Source organism: Mesobacillus boroniphilus, assembly GCF_018424685.1.
GTDB lineage: Bacteria > Bacillota > Bacilli > Bacillales > Cytobacillaceae > Mesobacillus > Mesobacillus boroniphilus_A.
In genome coordinates, this window is record NZ_QTKX01000002.1 from 597,024 (window position 1) to 615,944 (window position 18,921).

The 18,921-nt window shown below is 44.8% G+C and carries 19 protein-coding genes, 1 tRNA gene and 1 riboswitch; of the genes, 17 read left to right on the forward strand and 3 right to left on the reverse strand.

Features of this window, described 5'->3' with window-relative positions; all coding sequences use genetic code 11:
- Positions 1-13: 13 nt before the first annotated feature.
- Together DYI25_RS15710 and tenA are read right to left on the reverse strand one after the other, a co-directional pair.
- On the reverse strand, positions 14-595 hold the full coding sequence (locus DYI25_RS15710; RefSeq protein ID WP_213370578.1) for an ECF transporter S component: 582 nt from the start codon (positions 593-595) through the stop codon (positions 14-16).
- A 44-nt stretch (positions 596-639) separates the two neighbouring features.
- Positions 640-1,329, reverse strand: a complete 690-nt coding sequence (tenA, locus tag DYI25_RS15715; protein WP_213370580.1) for a thiaminase II — start codon at positions 1,327-1,329, stop codon at positions 640-642.
- Between the two features lie 122 nt (positions 1,330-1,451).
- Positions 1,452-1,560: riboswitch (TPP riboswitch) on the reverse strand.
- 376 nt (positions 1,561-1,936) lie between these two features.
- On the opposite strand from tenA, the gene trxB reads away from it, so the two are divergent.
- From trxB to DYI25_RS15745, 6 genes are all read left to right on the forward strand, one after another.
- The gene (gene trxB, locus DYI25_RS15720; protein ID WP_213370582.1) at positions 1,937-2,887 is read left to right on the forward strand and encodes a thioredoxin-disulfide reductase; all 951 of its coding nucleotides are present in this window, start codon (positions 1,937-1,939) and stop codon (positions 2,885-2,887) included.
- A gap of 541 nt (positions 2,888-3,428) precedes the next feature.
- A complete protein-coding gene (locus DYI25_RS15725) occupies positions 3,429-3,887 on the forward strand; it encodes an NUDIX hydrolase (RefSeq protein ID WP_213370584.1) in 459 nt (152 codons plus the stop codon).
- Between the two features lie 36 nt (positions 3,888-3,923).
- Positions 3,924-4,817 carry an RNase adapter RapZ gene (rapZ, locus tag DYI25_RS15730; protein WP_213370586.1) on the forward strand — a complete coding sequence of 298 codons (894 nt, stop codon included), beginning with the start codon at positions 3,924-3,926 and terminating at the stop codon, positions 4,815-4,817.
- A complete protein-coding gene (locus DYI25_RS15735; protein ID WP_213370589.1) occupies positions 4,814-5,797 on the forward strand; it encodes a gluconeogenesis factor YvcK family protein in 984 nt (327 codons plus the stop codon). Before rapZ ends, DYI25_RS15735 begins: the two co-directional genes overlap by 4 nt.
- Positions 5,798-5,909: 112 nt before the next feature.
- The gene (gene whiA / locus DYI25_RS15740; protein ID WP_213370591.1) at positions 5,910-6,857 is read left to right on the forward strand and encodes a DNA-binding protein WhiA; all 948 of its coding nucleotides are present in this window, start codon (positions 5,910-5,912) and stop codon (positions 6,855-6,857) included.
- A gap of 21 nt (positions 6,858-6,878) precedes the next feature.
- The gene (locus DYI25_RS15745) at positions 6,879-7,136 is read left to right on the forward strand and encodes an HPr family phosphocarrier protein (protein ID WP_041967465.1); all 258 of its coding nucleotides are present in this window, start codon (positions 6,879-6,881) and stop codon (positions 7,134-7,136) included.
- Between the two features lie 65 nt (positions 7,137-7,201).
- On the opposite strand, the gene clpP is transcribed toward DYI25_RS15745, so the two are convergent.
- Positions 7,202-7,807, reverse strand: coding sequence for an ATP-dependent Clp endopeptidase proteolytic subunit ClpP (gene clpP / locus DYI25_RS15750; RefSeq protein WP_213370593.1), 606 nt, complete (start codon positions 7,805-7,807; stop codon positions 7,202-7,204).
- A gap of 341 nt (positions 7,808-8,148) precedes the next feature.
- On the opposite strand from clpP, the gene DYI25_RS15755 reads away from it, so the two are divergent.
- The 11 genes from DYI25_RS15755 to eno all read left to right on the forward strand — a co-directional run bounded on the left by DYI25_RS15755 (position 8,149) and on the right by eno (position 18,808).
- A tRNA-Arg gene (locus DYI25_RS15755) sits at positions 8,149-8,220 on the forward strand.
- Positions 8,221-8,508: 288 nt separating this feature from the next.
- Positions 8,509-8,859, forward strand: a complete 351-nt coding sequence (locus DYI25_RS15760) for a hypothetical protein (RefSeq protein WP_213370595.1) — start codon at positions 8,509-8,511, stop codon at positions 8,857-8,859.
- Between the two features lie 191 nt (positions 8,860-9,050).
- Positions 9,051-9,365 carry a hypothetical protein gene (locus DYI25_RS15765; RefSeq protein WP_213370597.1) on the forward strand — a complete coding sequence of 105 codons (315 nt, stop codon included), beginning with the start codon at positions 9,051-9,053 and terminating at the stop codon, positions 9,363-9,365.
- Positions 9,366-9,543: 178 nt separating this feature from the next.
- Positions 9,544-10,887 carry an RNA polymerase factor sigma-54 gene (gene rpoN, locus DYI25_RS15770; RefSeq protein WP_213370599.1) on the forward strand — a complete coding sequence of 448 codons (1,344 nt, stop codon included), beginning with the start codon at positions 9,544-9,546 and terminating at the stop codon, positions 10,885-10,887.
- 173 nt (positions 10,888-11,060) lie between these two features.
- Positions 11,061-11,321, forward strand: a complete 261-nt coding sequence (locus DYI25_RS15775; RefSeq protein WP_213370602.1) for a glutaredoxin family protein — start codon at positions 11,061-11,063, stop codon at positions 11,319-11,321.
- A 121-nt stretch (positions 11,322-11,442) separates the two neighbouring features.
- Positions 11,443-12,468 (forward strand): sugar-binding transcriptional regulator, encoded by a 1,026-nt coding sequence (locus tag DYI25_RS15780; protein WP_213370604.1) that lies wholly within the window; start codon positions 11,443-11,445, stop codon positions 12,466-12,468.
- Positions 12,469-12,517: 49 nt separating this feature from the next.
- A complete protein-coding gene (gene gap, locus DYI25_RS15785; RefSeq protein ID WP_213370605.1) occupies positions 12,518-13,525 on the forward strand; it encodes a type I glyceraldehyde-3-phosphate dehydrogenase in 1,008 nt (335 codons plus the stop codon).
- A 129-nt stretch (positions 13,526-13,654) separates the two neighbouring features.
- Positions 13,655-14,839, forward strand: a complete 1,185-nt coding sequence (locus tag DYI25_RS15790) for a phosphoglycerate kinase (RefSeq protein ID WP_213370606.1) — start codon at positions 13,655-13,657, stop codon at positions 14,837-14,839.
- Positions 14,840-15,191: 352 nt separating this feature from the next.
- Complete coding sequence (gene tpiA / locus DYI25_RS15795; RefSeq protein ID WP_213370607.1) at positions 15,192-15,953, forward strand: triose-phosphate isomerase; 762 nt, start codon at positions 15,192-15,194, stop codon at positions 15,951-15,953.
- Entirely contained in the window at positions 15,946-17,484 is a 1,539-nt protein-coding gene (gene gpmI / locus DYI25_RS15800; RefSeq protein WP_213370608.1) for a 2,3-bisphosphoglycerate-independent phosphoglycerate mutase, read from the forward strand. Before tpiA ends, gpmI begins: the two co-directional genes overlap by 8 nt.
- Positions 17,485-17,509: 25 nt before the next feature.
- Positions 17,510-18,808, forward strand: a complete 1,299-nt coding sequence (gene eno, locus DYI25_RS15805; protein WP_213370609.1) for a phosphopyruvate hydratase — start codon at positions 17,510-17,512, stop codon at positions 18,806-18,808.
- The last annotated feature ends 113 nt before the right edge of the window (positions 18,809-18,921 follow it).

The window sequence follows — 18,921 nt, forward strand, 5'->3', positions numbered from 1 at the left end:
TGATCACTCCTGCTTATTGATTCAAGGAATCAAAGTCTTCCTTTGAAGCTGGTCTCAGGACATTTGTAACACCAGTCCGCTCAAGGGCCTTCACGATTACATGTGCAAGCAGCCCCGAGAAAAGAATGGATCCTGCAACCCTCATGACGACTAGTAAGGTAAGGTTCCATGCTGCCAAGTCCTCGATATAACCCTTATAGAAATCCATGATTAGAGAACCACCGCACGCTGCGATACTCGCGAGGCTGACGACAAACACTCCGGAGCGCTTATAGCCAAAAGCCATCAGCACCAGCTCGGCAAACAGTCCCTGGATAAACCCATACAATAGAACTTCCAGGCCCCATTCCGAGCCCATCAGGAATTCCCCCGATGAAGCGGCTACTTCAGCAAGGAGTGCCACACCTGGTTTCCGGATAATCAAGAACGCCACGATAGCAGCAATGAACCACATTCCGTATATAAATTGATCCAGGTGAAGTCCCAGTGGCTTGAGAGCATAATATAGTGGTCCCCATAGCTTATAAACAATTCCAAACGCAATCGAAATGACCACGGTCACTAAAATATCTGTTAGTTTTAACCCTTTTGACATCTTCAATCTCCCTTTCTTGAAGCAGTGGACTAAATCCCTGCAACTTACTGTGCTAAAGCATCGGTAATATTTATTGGCCAGCCTTCAAGCGAGTATGCCATTTCCCAGAATTGCAGCTCATATTGACTGCTGATTAAAAAGTGTTGCTTCATCTTTTCTTTTTCCTTTTCTGAAGCAGTTTCTGCAATAGCATCCAGAAAGTTAAGCTGCTCCATCACCAGCTCTCTGAACCAGTCGCCGCCATAGGCGGCAATCCATTCCTGGTAAATCGGATGATCCGGAGACGCATCTTTGAGCATTAGCCCAATCTCATAGTAAATCCAATAGCAGGGAAGGATCGAAGCAATGATTTCCCCAATGCTTCCTGAAGCAGCGACCCTGTAAAGGTGAGAGGTATAGGCATAGGCAGTCGGCGCTGGCTCAAATCCTTGTAAATCTTCCTTGGTGACTCCGAGCTGTCCCATAAACCTTTCATGTAAACTGAGTTCGGCCTGATATGTACCTTGTGCATGGGCAGCCATTCTTGCAGTTGTAGATAAATCCTCAGCCCTCGAGGCTCCGATTGCCTGAATACGGGCGAAATGGGAGAGGTAATAGGAATCCTGTAAAAGGTAATATCGAAAGGATTCAAGTGATAAAGTCCCGTTTGCGATTCCCTGGACGAAAGGGTGATTGAAATTCGCCTCCCATACCTCGTTTGCTTCTTGACGGATCATGCTTGTGAATGTTGACATAACAACCTCCTGAGTTTCAAAATTCAGCATCCTGCCGGCGAAGGATGCCGTTTTTTCCAATAAAAAAACCACTTTCTGCAGGCAGAAAGTGGTTGTATTGGCAGCAAATCGAAACAGTGAAAGCTACAGATACTCCACTTCCCTACGCTGGTATGATCCAGATCAGGTTCGAAGGGTCTTAAAGTTTCACTTTAATCTCAGCCTTAACAAAAGGCTCCCCCAGTAGATATATTTCGCTATTAAATTAATATCTGAGCTCATCATATCATGCTTCACAAAATTGTCAAACAATAATGTTGATTATAAATTTTATTGTGCTCAGACCTTAAATTCAACAAATAAAGGGGAAAGAATGGGGAAGGAGTAACAAAGAAAATGCATTGTTATGTTTCTTTTTTCAAGACGATCGTACTACTTTGTTGCAGCCTTAAGCATTTATTTTTTTACTCCTCTACCCATTTTGTCAATCCTGTGAACAACTGCTTTCGTTAAGCATATTTTTGGACTATGCGCCACTTGTTTTATAGGATATGTTTAGGCAGGAAATACTAATTTCGAATGAAGACCGAAAATTAGCGGATTATGATATTCAAAGGAGTTGTACACCATGTCAGAAGAGAAAATTTATGACGTCATTATCATCGGTGCCGGACCGGCTGGGATGACGGCTGCTGTTTATACTTCACGTGCGAACTTGTCTACACTGATGCTTGAGCGCGGCGTGCCGGGCGGACAGATGGCAAATACAGAAGAAGTTGAAAACTATCCAGGCTTTGACCATATTCTTGGACCTGAGCTTTCAACGAAAATGTTTGACCACGCGAAAAAATTCGGTGCTGAATATGCTTACGGTGATGTAAAAGAAGTCATCGATGGCAAGGAATATAAAATCATCAAAGCTGGCAACAAAGAATATAAGGCGCGCTCCATCATTGTTTCTGCTGGTGCAGAATACAAGAAGCTGGGGGTTCCTGGCGAGCAGGAGCTTGGCGGCCGTGGTGTTTCTTACTGTGCGGTATGTGACGGCGCATTCTTCAAAGGAAAAGAACTTGTTGTTGTTGGCGGCGGAGACTCAGCTGTCGAAGAGGGCGTTTATTTGACTCGCTTCGCTTCAAAAGTGACAATCGTTCACCGTCGTGATGAGCTCCGTGCGCAAAAAATCCTTCAGGATCGTGCATTTGCCAATGACAAAATTGATTTCATCTGGAACCATACTGTCAAGCAGATCAACGACAAAGATGGTAAAGTCGGCAGCGTGACTCTTGTTTCAACACAAGATGGCGAAGAAAGAGAATTCGCGGCAGATGGTGTATTCATCTATATCGGAATGGTTCCATTGACTAAGCCATTCGAGGGCCTTGGAATCACGAATAGCAATGGCTATATCGAAACAAACGAACAGATGGAAACGAAAGTGCCGGGAATCTTCGCAGCTGGCGACATCCGTGAAAAGACACTTCGCCAAATCGTTACAGCAACTGGCGACGGTAGTATCGCGGCACAAAACGCGCAGCATTATGTCGAAGAATTGATCGAAGAATTAAAAGCAAACGCATAAAAAAATACCAAACCCGCTGTATATGATTCAGCGGGTTTTTATGGGCTTTTCCCAATACGATGGTAAAAACAGCATGTCTCGGCATAAATTAACAAAACGTAATTATATATTAATTCTCCTGTAACAGTAGTGAAACAATCATGGGGTATTATAGGAATAGAAATTGACCCCCTTTTAAAAATATAATCCTTTGACGGCACAGGTTATCCTGTGCTCTTTTTTTTGCATAAAAGTGAAACAGGCCGTTGTATCGGATTATAACACCATACGCTTACCGAAATTTGTATCTGCTAAACTCACTTATTCCTTAACAAAAATATCATCTTTGTATTCATTGTGGCGAAAAACTAAAAATAGTATAATGGAAAGAATAAAAGTTCGGCTTTTTTGCAGGACTGTTTTTTCCGCGATTGCTGCTTTTTTTGATGTTGATTGGAATCGAAAAACAGGAGCCATTTCTGTGTGAAAAACAGCAGAGCTTACGAAAACTTTAAAGTGCCTTGATGGCCTTTACGCACGCACATATAAAGAGGTGGATTTGATGCAGCGAGTGACGAATTGTGTTTTAGTAAAAGATAATAAGATTTTGCTGCTGCAAAAGCCGCGCCGAAATTGGTGGGTGGCTCCAGGCGGAAAAATGGAACCAGGAGAAACCGTGAAGGATTCATGTGTCAGGGAATTTCGCGAAGAAACAGGGATTTACCTGCGCAATCCGCAAATAAAAGGGATTTTCACATTTGTCATCAAGGAAGATGATCAAGTTGTATCCGAGTGGATGATGTTCACGTTTTACGCCACTGAGGCAGATGGCATCAACCTGGATGAATGTGAGGAAGGAACACTTGCCTGGCATGAGCTTGACGGCATAAAAGACCTGCCAATGGCAGCGGGAGATTATCACATCCTGGAATACATGGTCCATGGACAAGGAATTATCTATGGCACTTTTACTTATACACCGGATTTTGAGCTGATCAATTACAGGCTCGATCCAAATTGATACCATAAATAACTTTATTTGCAGGGGGAAAGAGATATGAGTACCGGTTCAAGCACTGATACCCAGCTCGTGATTATAACAGGTATGTCTGGCGCAGGTAAAACCGTCGCCATCCAGAGCTTCGAAGACCTTGGTTTCTTCTGCGTCGACAACCTGCCGCCAACTTTGCTGCCGAAATTCCTTGAGTTAATGAAGGAATCTGGCACGAAAATGAACAAAGTGGCACTGGTCATGGATTTGCGAGGACGCGAATTTTTTGACTCTCTATTTAAAGCGCTGGATGATTTGGCTGAAACTTCATGGGTGACACCACAGGTATTGTTCCTTGACGCGGATGACTCGACTCTTGTGCGCCGCTATAAAGAAACGAGACGTTCGCACCCGCTTGCTCCATCCGGACTGCCGCTTGAAGGCATCCAGCTTGAACGAGAGCTTCTGGAAGAACTGAAGGGTAGAGCGCAGCTTATCTACAAAACAACAGGAATGAAGCCGAAAGAACTCCGTGAAAAAATCCTTGAGGAGTTTTCGGTGAACAAGAAGACGATTTTTACGGTCAATGTCATGTCCTTTGGTTTCAAGCATGGAATACCAATTGATGCTGACCTTGTTTTTGACGTCCGCTTTTTGCCAAATCCACATTATATTGAACACATGCGTCCAAAAACAGGTCTTGATGAAGACGTGTCGACATATGTTTTAAAATGGAACGAGACGAGCAAGTTCCTTGAAAAGGTGACTGATTTGCTGGGTTTCATGCTCCCTCACTATAAAAGGGAAGGAAAGGCTCAGCTAATCATTGCCATCGGCTGCACAGGCGGCCAGCACCGTTCTGTTGCCCTGGCGGAACACATCGCCAGATTTTTCGAGAAAGACTATCATACCCGTGTGACCCACCGTGATATCGATAAAAGGCAGGGACATATAAAATGATGACGGATGGACTGCCAAAAATCGTCATCATCGGGGGTGGAACGGGTCTCCCTGTCCTGCTGCGGGGCTTGAAAAAACACCCAGTCGACATCACTGCGATTGTCACGGTTGCTGATGATGGCGGCAGCTCTGGCCGATTGAGGGAGGATATGCAAATTCCTCCACCGGGGGATATCCGGAATGTCCTTGCAGCACTTTCAGATGTGGAGCCGTTGATCGAAGAGATGTTCCAGCACCGATTCAATACAGCCAATGAATTGTCCGGCCATTCGCTTGGCAATCTAATCTTGGCCGCGATGACGTCGATCACCGGCAATTTTGTTCATGCGATACAGGAAATGAGCAAGGTCCTGAATGTGCGCGGGAAAGTACTGCCGGCGGCAAACAGGAGCGTTATGCTTAATGCGGTGATGGAGGATGACAGCATCGTCAGGGGAGAATCCAAAATACCTTACTCCGGAAAAAGGATCAAAAGGGTCTTTTTGAATCCAGAAGGAGTAAAGCCATTGCCTGAAACTCTCCAGGCCATCAGGGAAGCTGATTTGATTGTGATCGGGCCGGGCAGTTTGTATACTAGCATACTGCCGAATTTGCTCGTAAAGAGACTTGGCAAGGAAGTTTGCAAAGCCAAAGCACGCAAGGTGTATATTTGCAACCTGATGACCCAGGCAGGGGAGACACATGATTTTGCTGCCAGTGATCATATTAAAGCAATCTATGACCACATGGACTGTGCTTTTATTGATACGATTCTTGTGAACAGTGAGACAATCCCGCCGGATGTTGAACTACGTTATAAGGAAGAGCTTGCCCAGCCTGTCCATTTTGACCTTGACCGGCTGATGTCATTAGGGATTGAAGTCGTCCAGGATGAAATCGCTGAGCTGGATGGCAATGTCATCAGGCATGACACGAAAAAAGTTTCAGAAATTTTATATTCTATGATAATAAATGAAACCAAAAAGAGATATAACGCGTAAATATATGATGCAAGCGTTTGTCTCTTTTGAATGCATTGAGCAAAAAAATAAAAAAGACAGCTGCTGCGCTGGCTTGCCAGGGTGTCAGCGCTAAATAACAGGGGGTGAGAAGGTGTCGTTCGCTTCGGAAACAAAAAAGGAACTCACGAATATAGACGTGAAGGGCTGCTGCGCCGACGCGGAACTGTCCGCTTTAATCCGGATGAATGGTTCCCTTTCCTTCTCAAATCGCAAACTCATCGTAGACATACAGACGGAAAATGCCGCGATTGCCAGGCGTATCTATACCTTGATCAAAAAAAGTTATCAGGTTCAGGTAGAGCTCCTTGTGCGCAAAAAGATGCGGCTGAAAAAAAATAATGTTTATATTGTCCGCCTTAAGGAATCAGCCAGGGAAATTCTGGAGGATTTAAAGATATTAGGAGAAGGTTTTGAAATAATTTATGACATATCGCCTGAACTAGTGAAAAAGAAATGTTGTAAGCGTTCTTATCTAAGAGGCGCTTTCCTTGCGGGAGGTTCTGTGAACAACCCGGAAACATCCTCCTATCATTTGGAGATTGCCTCCATGTATCAGGAACATAATCACTCATTATGTGAGCTGATGAATACGTTCGGGTTGAACAGTAAAACGCTTGAGCGAAAAAAAGGCTTCATCACATATTTGAAGGAAGCGGAAAAAATCACTGAGTTTTTGAACATCGTTGGTGCACATAATGCGTTGCTGCGATTCGAGGATATCCGGATTGTCCGCGACATGAGAAACTCGGTTAATCGCCTCGTGAATTGTGAAACAGCTAACTTGAATAAAACAATTGGTGCTGCACTACGACAGGTAGAGAATATCCGCTTCATAAGGGATACAGTCGGCCTGCAAATTTTACCGGAAAAGCTGAGGGAAATCGCTCAGCTCCGTGTCGATTACCAGGATGTCACCCTTAAAGAGTTGGGCGAGATGGTAAGCGGTGGAACAATCAGCAAATCAGGAATCAATCACCGGCTGCGAAAGATCGATGAAATTGCGGATAAACTGCGTGCCGGACAAATTACAAATAAATAGAGGGTTAGAGGAGGAAAAGCAATGGTGGAAAAACAGGTGGAAGTAAAATTGAAAACTGGTTTACAGGCTCGCCCTGCGGCGTTGTTCGTGCAAGAAGCAAACAGGTTCTCATCTGATATATTTCTAGAGAAGGACGGAAAAAAGGTGAACGCGAAGAGCATCATGGGATTGATGAGCCTTGCCGTTAGTGCTGGCGCATCCGTGAACCTGATCGCAGAAGGCAATGATGAGGAAGAAGCAGTGGAAAAGCTCGCTGAATATATCCAGAAAGAAAACTAATCCTATAAAATAAGGTTGAAAAAACAAAAACTCGCTCCCTTTAAAGAGCGAGTTTTTAAATCGGATTATTTATCCTTCTTTTCTTCAAGCACATTGCGAGTGATGATCTGGTCAACAAGACCATATTCCTTCGCACGGTCAGCAGTCATGAAGTTGTCACGGTCAGTATCTTTCGAGATGACTTCAAGTGGCTGGCCAGTACGCTCAGAAAGGATTGTATTCAGCTTTTCACGAAGGAAAAGAATGCGCTTCGCAGCGATTTCAATTTCTGTCGCCTGTCCCTGAGCACCACCCAGTGGCTGGTGAATCATGACTTCTGCGTTCGGAAGTGCATAACGCTTCCCTTTTGTACCAGCAGCGAGAAGGAATGCACCCATGGAAGCAGCCATACCGATACATATTGTTTGGACATCTGGCTTGATGAACTGCATAGTATCGTAGATTGCCATACCGGCAGTGATGCTGCCGCCCGGGCTATTAATGTAGATGGAGATGTCTTTTTCCGGATTTTCAGCTTCCAGGAAAAGCAACTGAGCTACGATTGAGTTGGCAACATTGTCATCAATCCCGCTTCCCAGCATAATGATGCGATCCTTTAAAAGGCGGGAATAAATATCATATGCCCTTTCGCCCCGATTCGTTTGTTCAATGACTGTAGGAATCAAGTTCATGTTTGTTTTCCTCCTTTAACGTAAAGATCATTTACTGCCCTTAAAAAAGCAGTTACTGCCTTTATAAAGGCAAATTGCAGGCTGGCATAAACTGGTTCGTTTGCCAGAACACCTATGTAGTTTCATGATACACGCATGGTCAATAAAGGTCAAACGAATCGCTTGCATAGTCTGCAGAAACTGTTCGACAATAATATATATTCCAATTTACTGTACCGTATCCATCTTACCCAAGATTGTCATTTTTAAACAACCTTACTGGCTGCCCTTCCAAAAAATCATTCTTGCAAACCGGGAAAACTTAACCTATAATAGGTAAGCGTAACGCTAACTTGTAACATGCCCTCGTGGTGCAACGGATAGCACGTAAGATTCCGGTTCTTGAGATGTGGGTTCGATTCCTGCCGAGGGCGTCATTAAAATCCCGCTGAGTCCAATTTTGGCTCAGCGGGATTTTTTTTATTTTCAGCCACTACAATATGTGGATTTTCCTATTACTTTCAAAATAGTGTATACGACTAGGAGCATTCACCTAAACAAGCATTTGCTCTCTTTCATAGAGCAATAGAGAGGTGCATTTCCACCTCAATATTTTATGAAAGGAAGATGTAAATGCCACATTTTAAGTTATTGCAGCAAGTGCCTGACACGTGCTTTGAACCAGTTTTGATTGAAGTTGATGATGCAACGTTTCATATACTTTGCTGGATATCGAACGTTTTGGCACAGGTTATAGGTGGATTTACCGCATCGACAAAATAGACGCTGAAAGCGCTTTGAGTGATTGGGTATTAGGAATTGATGCACCTTGTCTAGATTTTATTGGCGAGGCTTTTATTAGTGAGGTTTTCACTGGAGATGATCTGGCAGATTTGATTCCATTGGACGAAGTTACAAGTGGTGAAACCTTTGAAAATCCTGGCACTGCCCCAGACCCTTGCCCTGAGGGATCTCCATGTAGTGAAGGTCTGCGGGTAACTGGTTTTAAATTTGATGATTTGGGAACAGAACAACCAGAAGGGCTTGGCTTTTTAGAAGCTGGCAGTTCCTAATTATTCGCCTTTGTCTTTAACCTGCCGCCAGTAGTCGATGAGGAAGTATGTGCAGCACTAAAATTTGGACCACTTGAAGCTTGCGGTGTTATTTGCGGTCCAGCATGTATCATATGCCCAGATGCTTGCGTATGCCCAGAAGAAGATATCGACACTTTTGATTGCACAGCAACAGTTCCTGAAAATTCGACATGTTTCACAATCCCGGAAGCTGTACCTACCGAAGTTTTACATGCAATATTGATGATAATCCATTCCCAGAAGAAACACTTACATGTGAGGATATTGACATTATCATCAACTCTGAAACAGTGAATGATGCAAGCACAAGTGCTGTTATCAACTATACAGTTGAGTTGCCTGAGTGTGTAGTACCTGAAGAAGAACCGCCAGTAGTAGGAGCACAACCTGGAAATTATTGTCCGCCTGCGCCAACTACTCCTATCCGCAATACTCAAATTAGAAACACTCCAGCCGTAAACAGATCTATCAGACGCAGAAGGTAACATGAAATCTTAGGAAAGCAGCGGAATCTTAGAGGATCCGGCTAAAATTTGCTGCTGAAAGCCTCTTGCCTGATTTCAGGCAAGAGGTTTTTTATATACACGAAGTAGATGTCATACCAAATTCTTTCCATACACGAAAGCCTGTTTATCATGTAAAATGATTGCAGGGGTGATTTTGATGGATTTGAAAGCTGGTTTATGGCAAAAACAGACGTTAAAATTGGCGATGACTCAGGAGCTGACCCAGGCAATCGCACTCTTGCAATACTCAGCACAGGAGCTTGCGGCATTTCTTGAAGCTAAATCAATGGAAAATCCCCTGATGCAAGTAGACTTTAAAAACATCTCTCATTTTGATGCCAGTATGGACCGTACACGAAAAACGAAAAGAAAGACATTCGAACGGGACCAGAAAAACTTGATTGAGCAGATTGGCTCGGGTGAGAGTGACACGCTCGAAGACTATCTACTTTCTCAATTGAATTTGCTAAAAGCGTTGCCTGAAGAAAAGTTGATTTTACAAGTATTGATTGAAAACATAGATGAAAACGGTTACTTGACCATTGAAAGAGAAAACCTCGGGGAAAAGTTCGGAGTGGAGGAAGAAATCATCGATTCCGCTTTCTTCAAACTCCAGTCATTGGACCCGGCTGGTATTGCGGCAAAGGACCTTCAGGAGTGCCTGTTGCTTCAATTAATAAGACAAAGCCGGACATCAGAAAATGAACTGGCAATAACGATTATCCGCGACCACTTCCTTCTTTTTGCCGAGAAAAAGTGGAAGGCAATTGCGAAAATGCTGAACGTTGGTTTGAAGGACATCCAGAAGGTCCATGACGATATCCAGCAGCTGAATCCAAAACCAGGTGCGACTTTCCAGCGTGAAAAATCTGCCTATATTGTGCCTGACGTGGTAGTCAAGCGTGATGGTGACGAGCTTTCAGTCAGCGTGTTTGACGCGCTGATTCCGAAGGTTTCCTTTAATGACGGATATTTCAGACAGCTATCTGGGCACCGGGACCCTGAAGTGAATAAATTCCTTCAGGAAAAGCAGGGGGATTACCAGTGGATTCAGCGCAGCCTGGAACAAAGGAAGGAAACGCTGCTGAAAGTATCGATGAAAATCATTGAAAAGCAGCGGGATTTCTTTTTGATCGGATCTGCCCATCTGAATCCTATGACGATGAGGGAAGTTGCCGATGAGCTCGAAATCCACGAATCGACTGTAAGCCGCACTGTCCGGGAAAAATACATGCAGACACCATCCGGCACATACGAATTGAAATCATTTTTTACAAGTGCGATAGCCACGACAGAGAATGACCAGGCTTCCTCACAAAAAGTAAAAGCAGCAATCGAGCACTATATTAAAGAAGAAGATAAAAAGAAGCCCATTTCAGATCAAAAACTAGTAGAAATGCTTGAGGAACGAGAAGGAATGGTCGTCTCACGCAGAACAGTCGCAAAATACAGGGACCAGTTGGGCATACCATCATCGTCGAAGCGGAAACGATTTGATTAGAATTGGTAAACTCTTCCGTTTTGCGAATGAATAGTGATTATTTGCGAATAAGTATATTTTTTTGCGAATAAAGCTCCTGGATTTGCGAACAAAATTCTTTTTTTGCGAACAAAGCACCTAAATCTGCGAATAACCACCAAAGTAGGCTAAGAAACCAGTCTAAGGAGACTAAAATGAAAAAAACAGTCAAACTCTACTCACGTCCGCGCTGCCATTTGTGCGAAACGGCACGCGAAATCCTGGAGGAACTCCAGCAAGATTGGAATTTTACAATAGAAGAGATCAATATCGACCTTGATGACAAGCTTGTCGAGAAGTATGGAATTATGATTCCTGTTGTAGAATTGGACGGCGAAGAGCTGCAATATGGCATTGTGAACAAAAAGTTCATAAGTGAAGCGTTTTCACGAAAAAACCTTGAGTTTATAAGTTGATTAAGGTTTTCACTCCTGTTAAAATGAAATTTGTAGCAGGGGTGATTTTTTTTACCGCAAGTGGGACATAATATGTCTTGGCGGGACATTTGAAGTCCAACACTAAAAGGAGAATATCAACATGGACCATTCGCTCATTGATATTCAAAAAAGAATATTGCCCGATTTACTGCAAGTTATGCAAAAACGATACCTCATCCTGCAGTACATAAACGTGATGCAGCCAGTCGGCAGGAGAAACCTTTCAGTTAGCCTCAATCTAACTGAGCGGGTATTGCGTTCTGAAGTGGAGTTTTTGAAAGACCAGAATCTGATTTCGATGTCGGTTCAGGGAATGACGCTGACTCAAGAGGGAAAAGATATACTGGAAAGTCTTGAAAGAGTAATGCGAGACATTATGGGTATAAACACCTTAGAACGTCAGCTTCAGGAGCGCATGGGCATACGGAAAGTCATTGTTGTTCCAGGGGACAGCGACCGGTCACCATGGGTGAAAAGTGAGCTGGGGCGCGCTACAGCCAATTGCATGAGAGATCTCCTCCAAAGCAAGAATATTATTGCTGTGACTGGGGGATCGACGATGGCGGCTGTTGCTGATATGTTGACACCCGACTTCGGGGAGAAGGACCTGCTGTTTGTCCCGGCAAGGGGCGGAATAGGCGAGGACGTCAAGAATCAGGCAAACACGATTTGTGCGATCATGGCGGACAACACGAATTCACGCAACAGAGTCTTTTATGTACCCGACCAGGTCAGCACGGAGGTTTATAAATCCTTTATCAAAGAACCGCTGATTTATGAGGTTTGGAATTTAGTCAAATCAGCAAGCATGGTTTTACACGGTATTGGAGACGCTATTACAATGGCAGAACGTCGCAATACCAGTCCAGAGGATTTACATAAGATCCTCGATGGAAAAGCAGTTGGCGAGGCTTTCGGCTATTATTTCAACGAAGCCGGGGAAATCGTCCATAAAGTACTGACGATCGGCCTTCAATTGGACGATCTTGAAAATGTGGGAGATGTCGTCGCGGTTGCCGGAGGAGAGTCGAAGGCAAAGGCGATCAGAGCCTACATGAAACAGGCACCTTCCTCAACCATCCTGATTACGGATGAAGGAGCCGCTAAACAATTGTTACAAGGGTAACACCTTAATATAAACAACACCTTTAAGGAATCAAAGGAGGAAATACACAATGGCAGTAAAAGTTGGTATTAACGGATTTGGCAGAATTGGACGCGTAGTTTTCCGCGCAGCATTAAACAACCCTAACGTAGAAGTAGTAGCAGTTAACGATTTAACTGATGCAAACATGCTTGCTCACCTTTTAAAATATGACACAGTTCACGGTACTTTAAATAAAGAAATTACAGTTGACGGTGACTACCTTGTAGTTGACGGCCACAAAGTAAAAGTACTTGCTGAAAGAGATCCAGCTCAACTTGGCTGGGGCGACCTTGGCGTAGAAGTAGTTGTTGAATCTACAGGACGTTTCACTAAGCGTGCTGACGCTGCGAAACACTTAGAAGCAGGCGCTAAGAAAGTTATCATCTCTGCTCCAGCATCTGATGAAGATATCACTATCGTAATGGGCGTTAACGATGACAAGTACGATGCAGCTAACCACCACGTAATCTCAAACGCATCTTGTACTACAAACTGCTTGGCTCCATTCGCGAAAGTATTGAACGACAACTTCGGAATCAAGCGCGGTATGATGACAACTGTTCACTCATACACAAATGACCAGCAAATTCTTGACCTTCCGCACAAAGACTACCGTCGTGCACGTGCAGCTGCGGAAAACATCATTCCTACAACTACTGGTGCTGCAAAAGCAGTTTCTCTAGTATTGCCTGAACTTAAAGGCAAATTGAACGGTGGAGCTATGCGTGTTCCAACTCCTAACGTATCATTGGTGGACCTTGTTGCTGAGCTTGACAAAGACGTAACAGTTGAAGAAATCAACGCTGCATTCAAGAAAGCTTCTGAAGGCGAACTTAAAGGAATCCTTGGCTACAGCGAAGAGCCGCTTGTATCAAGCGACTACAACGGCAACGCTTACTCTTCTACAATCGACGCACTTTCAACAATGGTTATGGAAGGCAGCATGGTAAAAGTAATCTCTTGGTACGACAATGAGTCTGGTTACTCTAACCGCGTAGTTGACCTTGTTGATTTCATCGCTAAAAAAGGTCTGTAAGCTATTATTGGATAAACCATCCATTAACGACTATAATGTAGTGGGATGAATTGGGGAGCGGGGAAAAGTCCCTCTCCTCTTTTTCTGCTTAAACGCGCATTAGCGCGATTTTAAAGGAGGTCTCTAGCCTTGAATAAAAAGACAGTTAAAGATGTGGATGTAAAAGGAAAACGAGTTTTTTGCCGCGTTGATTTTAACGTGCCGATGAAGGATGGACAGGTTACCGATGATACAAGGATCCGTGCAGCCCTTCCAACAATCCAGTATCTAGTTGAGCAGGGAGCTAAAGTCCTTCTTGCAAGCCACCTTGGCCGTCCAAAAGGGCAGGCTGTTGAAGAATTGCGTTTGACTCCAGTAGCAAAGCGTTTGTCCGAGCTGCTTGGCAAAGATGTAAAGAAAACAGACGAAGCACATGGCGAGTCTGTGAAATCTGAAATCGACAGCATGAACGAAGGCGATGTCCTGCTTCTTGAGAATGTCCGCTTCTATCCTGGCGAAGAGAAGAACGATTCTGACCTTGCACAAGCATTTGCAGAACTTGCAGACGTGTATGTGAATGATGCATTCGGAGCTGCCCACCGTGCGCATGCTTCAACAGAAGGCATCGCGAAGCATCTTCCTGCAGTTTCAGGCTTCCTAATGGAAAAAGAGCTTGAAGTTCTTGGAAAAGCATTATTAAATCCAGAGCGTCCGTTCACAGCTATCATCGGCGGCGCGAAGGTTAAAGATAAGATCGGCGTAATCGACAACCTATTGGAAAAAGTAGATAACCTGATCATCGGCGGCGGACTTGCTTATACTTTCGTAAAAGCACAGGGCCACGAAATCGGCAAATCTCTTTTAGAAGAAGATAAAATTGAGTTGGCTAAGAGCTTCATGGAAAAGGCAAAGGCGAAGGGTGTTAACTTCTACATGCCTGTTGACGCCATCGTTGCTGATGATTTTTCTGCTGATGCGAATACAAAGGTCGTTGCGATTGAAGAAATTCCTGCGGATTGGGAAGCTCTTGATATCGGGCCAAAGACAGCTGAAACTTACCGCGATGTGATTCAAAAGTCCAAATTAGTCATCTGGAACGGACCAATGGGCGTATTTGAAATCGACAAGTTCGCAGGAGGTACGAAAGCTGTAGCACAAGCTTTAGCCGATGCTAATGATACATATTCGGTTATCGGCGGAGGAGACTCTGCAGCGGCTGTAGAAAAATTCGGCCTAGCTGAAAAAATGAGCCACATTTCCACTGGCGGCGGTGCTTCCCTTGAATTCATGGAAGGCAAGCAGCTACCAGGCGTAGTGGCATTGAACGATAAGTAAGTTTTGTTTTATAGAATACAGGCGGTGCCGGCAGCAGTGTATGGGTGCGGATCTTGACCACTGCTGTAGCCATTATTTTTGAAAAATGGCTGTGTAAAAGCTTACTACATTTTTAACACCTGTTGATTGCAGTGGAAGGCGCGCAGACTCCTGCGGGATCAGCTGGACAGGTGAGACCCCGCAGACGCCAACGGCGACGAGGAGGCTCACCGCCAGCCCCGCGGAAAGCGAAGCGCCTGGAACGGAAATCAATAGTCTAATTTAACATAGCTAATTAAGCCCAACATCCAGAGGCATTTTTAAAAGCATTAAAATGCTGCATTGTGCAGCAATCTTGAAAGGAAGTGTCAGCATGCGAAAACCTATCATTGCAGGTAACTGGAAAATGCATAAAACGCTGCCTGAAGCAAAGGATTTTATTGAAAAAGTGAGCGGTCTTGTTCCTTCAAAGGACAAGGTTGAATCTGTTGTGTGTGCTCCTGCTTTGTTCCTTGGACAGCTAGTTGAGCTAACACAGAATTCAGCCGTTGAAGTCGGGGCGCAAAACATGCACTTCGAAGAAAGCGGAGCTTTTACAGGCGAAGTCAGCCCGAAGGCATTGGAAGACATCGGTGCGAAATATGTCATCATCGGACACTCAGAACGCCGTGAAATGTTCAATGAAACAGATGACTCTGTTAACAAAAAGACTTTGTCTGCATTCAAATATAACCTGACTCCAATCGTTTGCTGCGGTGAAACACTTGAGCAACGCGAGAATGGCGAAACAAATGAGTTCGTTGGCGGCCAGATCAAAGCAGCTCTTAATGGCCTAACTGATGAGCAGGTCAAGCAGACTGTCATCGCTTATGAACCAATCTGGGCGATTGGAACTGGTAAGTCTTCTACTGCTGAAGATGCAAACGAAACTTGCGCACACATCCGCAAGGTGGTTGCAGAGCAATTTTCGCCAGAAGTGGCTGAAGCAGTCCGCATCCAATACGGTGGAAGCGTAAAGCCGGCTAACATCCAGGAATACATGTCACAGCCAGACATCGACGGCGCATTGGTTGGCGGAGCAAGCCTTGAGACGGATTCCTTCTTGCAATTATTGGAGGCAGGTACTCATGAGTAAACAGTCACCAACAGCTTTGATTATTCTGGACGGCTTCGCGTTGCGAGGCGAACGGATGGGAAACGCCGTTGCCCAGGCGAAAAAGCCGAACTTTGACCGCTACTGGAACCATTTCCCGCATGCACAGTTAATTGCGAGCGGTGAAGCGGTAGGCCTGCCAGAGGGCCAAATGGGTAACTCGGAGGTTGGACACCTGAACATCGGTGCTGGCCGCATCGTTTACCAGAGTCTTACACGAGTGAATATTTCGATTCGTGAAGGCGAATTTGAACAAAATGAAACCTTCCTTGCAGCGATCAAGCATGCAAAGGAAAAAGGCACTGCCCTCCATTTGATGGGATTGCTGTCTGACGGCGGCGTACACAGCCATATTGAGCATATGTTTGCTTTGTTGAAGCTTGCTGCCAGCGAAGGTCTGGAAAAGGTATATGTACACGGATTCCTTGACGGACGCGATGTCGGACCGAAAACAGCGCCAGGATATATTGAACAAACATTAGAAAAAATGAACGAAATCGGTGTCGGTGAATTTGCGACGATTTCTGGGCGATACTATTCTATGGACCGCGACAAGCGCTGGGAACGTGTGGAGAAATCCTACCGTTCGATGGTGTACGGCGACGGACCTACGTATTCGAACCCTATGGAATTAATCGAAGATAACTATAATAACGGAATCTTTGATGAATTCGTTGTCCCATCTGTCCTTGTGAAAAAAGATGGTTCACCTGTTGCGACGATCCAGAACGACGATGCTGTAATTTTCTACAACTTCCGTCCTGACCGCGCAATCCAGATATCCAACACTTTTACAAATAAAGACTTCCGTTCATTCGACCGAGGCGAAGCTCATCCTGAGAACCTTCACTTTGTCTGCTTGACTCACTTCAGTGAGACCGTTGACGGTTATGTGGCGTTCGAGCCATCTAACCTTGATAACACAGTCGGTGAAGTGATTTCACAGGCTGGAATGACTCAGCTTCGTATTGCTGAAACGGAAAAATATCCGCACGTAACGTTCTTCATGAGCGGCGGACGTGAGCAGGAATTCCCTGGCGAAAAGCGGATCCTGATTAACTCGCCTAAGGTTGCAACATATGACTTGCAGCCGGAAATGAGCGCTTATGAAGTGACGGATGCATTGCTCAAGGAAATCGAAGCGGAAAACTTCGATGCGATTTTGTTGAACTTTGCGAACCCTGACATGGTTGGACACTCAGGTATGCTTGAGCCAACAATCCAGGCTGTCGAGACAGTTGACGAGTGCCTCGGACGTATCGTTGACCTGATTGTTTCAAAGGGTGGAACGGCGATCATCACTGCTGACCACGGTAATGCAGACGAAGTCGTGACACTTGAAGGAAACCCGATGACAGCCCACACAACAAATCCCGTGCCTGTCATTGTCACAAAGGAAGGCGTTGAGCTTCGTAAAGACGGAATCCTCGGCGACCTTGCACCGACTATGCTAGAATTACTTGGACTCGATAAACCAGCCGAAATGACTGGAACATCATTGATTAAAAAATAACTTTTAACAATAAGGAGAGATTGCCATGCCATTCATTACAGACGTATATGCACGTGAAGTATTAGATTCCCGCGGTAACCCAACAGTTGAGGTAGAAGTTTTCACAGAATCAGGCGCATTCGGACGCGCATTAGTTCCAAGTGGTGCTTCAACAGGTGAATACGAAGCAGTTGAACTTCGTGACGGCGATAAAGGCCGCTACCTTGGAAAAGGTGTATTAAAAGCAGTTGAAAACGTGAACGAAATCATCGCTCCATTCTTGGTTGGCGAAGAGTTCAACGTTCTTGACCAGATCGGTATCGACCAGGCGCTAATTGAATTAGATGGAACAGAAAACAAAGGTAAGCTAGGCGCTAACGCAATCCTTGGCGTATCCATGGCTGTTGCCCACGCTGCTGCAGACTATCTAGATCTTCCTTTATACCAATACCTTGGCGGCTTCAACTCCAAGCAGCTTCCAGTTCCAATGATGAACATCGTTAACGGCGGCGAGCATGCTGACAACAACGTTGACATCCAGGAATTCATGGTCATGCCTGTTGGCGCTGAAAACTTCCGTGAAGCACTTCGCATGGGAGCTGAAATCTTCCACAGCCTGAAGGCAGTTTTAAAAGAAAAAGGCTTGAACACAGCTGTAGGTGACGAAGGCGGATTCGCTCCAAACCTAGGTTCAAACGAAGAAGCTCTTCAAACAATCGTAACAGCGATCGAAAAAGCAGGCTATAAGCCAGGAGAGCAAGTAATGCTAGCTATGGACTCTGCATCTTCTGAGTTCTACAACAAGGAAGACGGCAAGTACCACCTTTCTGGTGAAGGCGTTGTTAAGACATCTGCTGAAATGGTTGACTGGTACGCAGAAATGGCTTCTAAATACCCAATCATCTCAATCGAAGACGGTTTGGATGAAAACGACTGGGAAGGCCACAAGCTACTGACTGAGCGCCTTGGCGGCAAAGTTCAGCTAGTTGGTGATGACCTGTTCGTAACAAACACGAAGAAGCTTGCTCAAGGTATCGAGCAAGGCGTTGGCAACTCAATCCTGATCAAGGTTAACCAAATTGGTACTTTGACAGAAACTTTCGACGCAATCGAAATGGCGAAGCGCGCAGGCTACACAGCTGTAATCTCTCACCGCTCTGGTGAAACAGAAGATTCAACAATCGCTGACATCGCAGTAGCAACAAACGCTGGTCAAATCAAGACTGGTGCACCATCACGTACAGACCGCGTAGCGAAGTACAACCAGCTTCTTCGCATCGAAGACCAGCTTGGCGAAACAGCTCGCTTCAACGGAATCAAATCTTTCTACAACCTTAAGAAGTAATATTACGGAGTCAACTTAACTCTCCGTAAAATATGACGCCGGTAGCATGACGATGCTGCCGGCGTTTTTTTGTAAGCTCTAAAGGACAAACAGAAGAGGAATTTCGAGAAAAG

Coding starts and splice junctions, on each gene's coding strand:
- DYI25_RS15710 (WP_213370578.1), bottom strand. CDS start 595: ATGTCAAAAGGGTTAAAACTAACAGATATTTTAGTGACCGTGGTCATT.
- tenA (WP_213370580.1), bottom strand. CDS start 1,329: ATGTCAACATTCACAAGCATGATCCGTCAAGAAGCAAACGAGGTATGG.
- trxB (WP_213370582.1), top strand. CDS start 1,937: ATGTCAGAAGAGAAAATTTATGACGTCATTATCATCGGTGCCGGACCG.
- DYI25_RS15725 (WP_213370584.1), top strand. CDS start 3,429: ATGCAGCGAGTGACGAATTGTGTTTTAGTAAAAGATAATAAGATTTTG.
- rapZ (WP_213370586.1), top strand. CDS start 3,924: ATGAGTACCGGTTCAAGCACTGATACCCAGCTCGTGATTATAACAGGT.
- DYI25_RS15735 (WP_213370589.1), top strand. CDS start 4,814: ATGATGACGGATGGACTGCCAAAAATCGTCATCATCGGGGGTGGAACG.
- DYI25_RS15745 (WP_041967465.1), top strand. CDS start 6,879: ATGGTGGAAAAACAGGTGGAAGTAAAATTGAAAACTGGTTTACAGGCT.
- clpP (WP_213370593.1), bottom strand. CDS start 7,807: ATGAACTTGATTCCTACAGTCATTGAACAAACGAATCGGGGCGAAAGG.
- DYI25_RS15765 (WP_213370597.1), top strand. CDS start 9,051: ATGTTTCACAATCCCGGAAGCTGTACCTACCGAAGTTTTACATGCAAT.
- rpoN (WP_213370599.1), top strand. CDS start 9,544: ATGGATTTGAAAGCTGGTTTATGGCAAAAACAGACGTTAAAATTGGCG.
- DYI25_RS15775 (WP_213370602.1), top strand. CDS start 11,061: ATGAAAAAAACAGTCAAACTCTACTCACGTCCGCGCTGCCATTTGTGC.
- DYI25_RS15780 (WP_213370604.1), top strand. CDS start 11,443: ATGGACCATTCGCTCATTGATATTCAAAAAAGAATATTGCCCGATTTA.
- gap (WP_213370605.1), top strand. CDS start 12,518: ATGGCAGTAAAAGTTGGTATTAACGGATTTGGCAGAATTGGACGCGTA.
- tpiA (WP_213370607.1), top strand. CDS start 15,192: ATGCGAAAACCTATCATTGCAGGTAACTGGAAAATGCATAAAACGCTG.
- gpmI (WP_213370608.1), top strand. CDS start 15,946: ATGAGTAAACAGTCACCAACAGCTTTGATTATTCTGGACGGCTTCGCG.
- eno (WP_213370609.1), top strand. CDS start 17,510: ATGCCATTCATTACAGACGTATATGCACGTGAAGTATTAGATTCCCGC.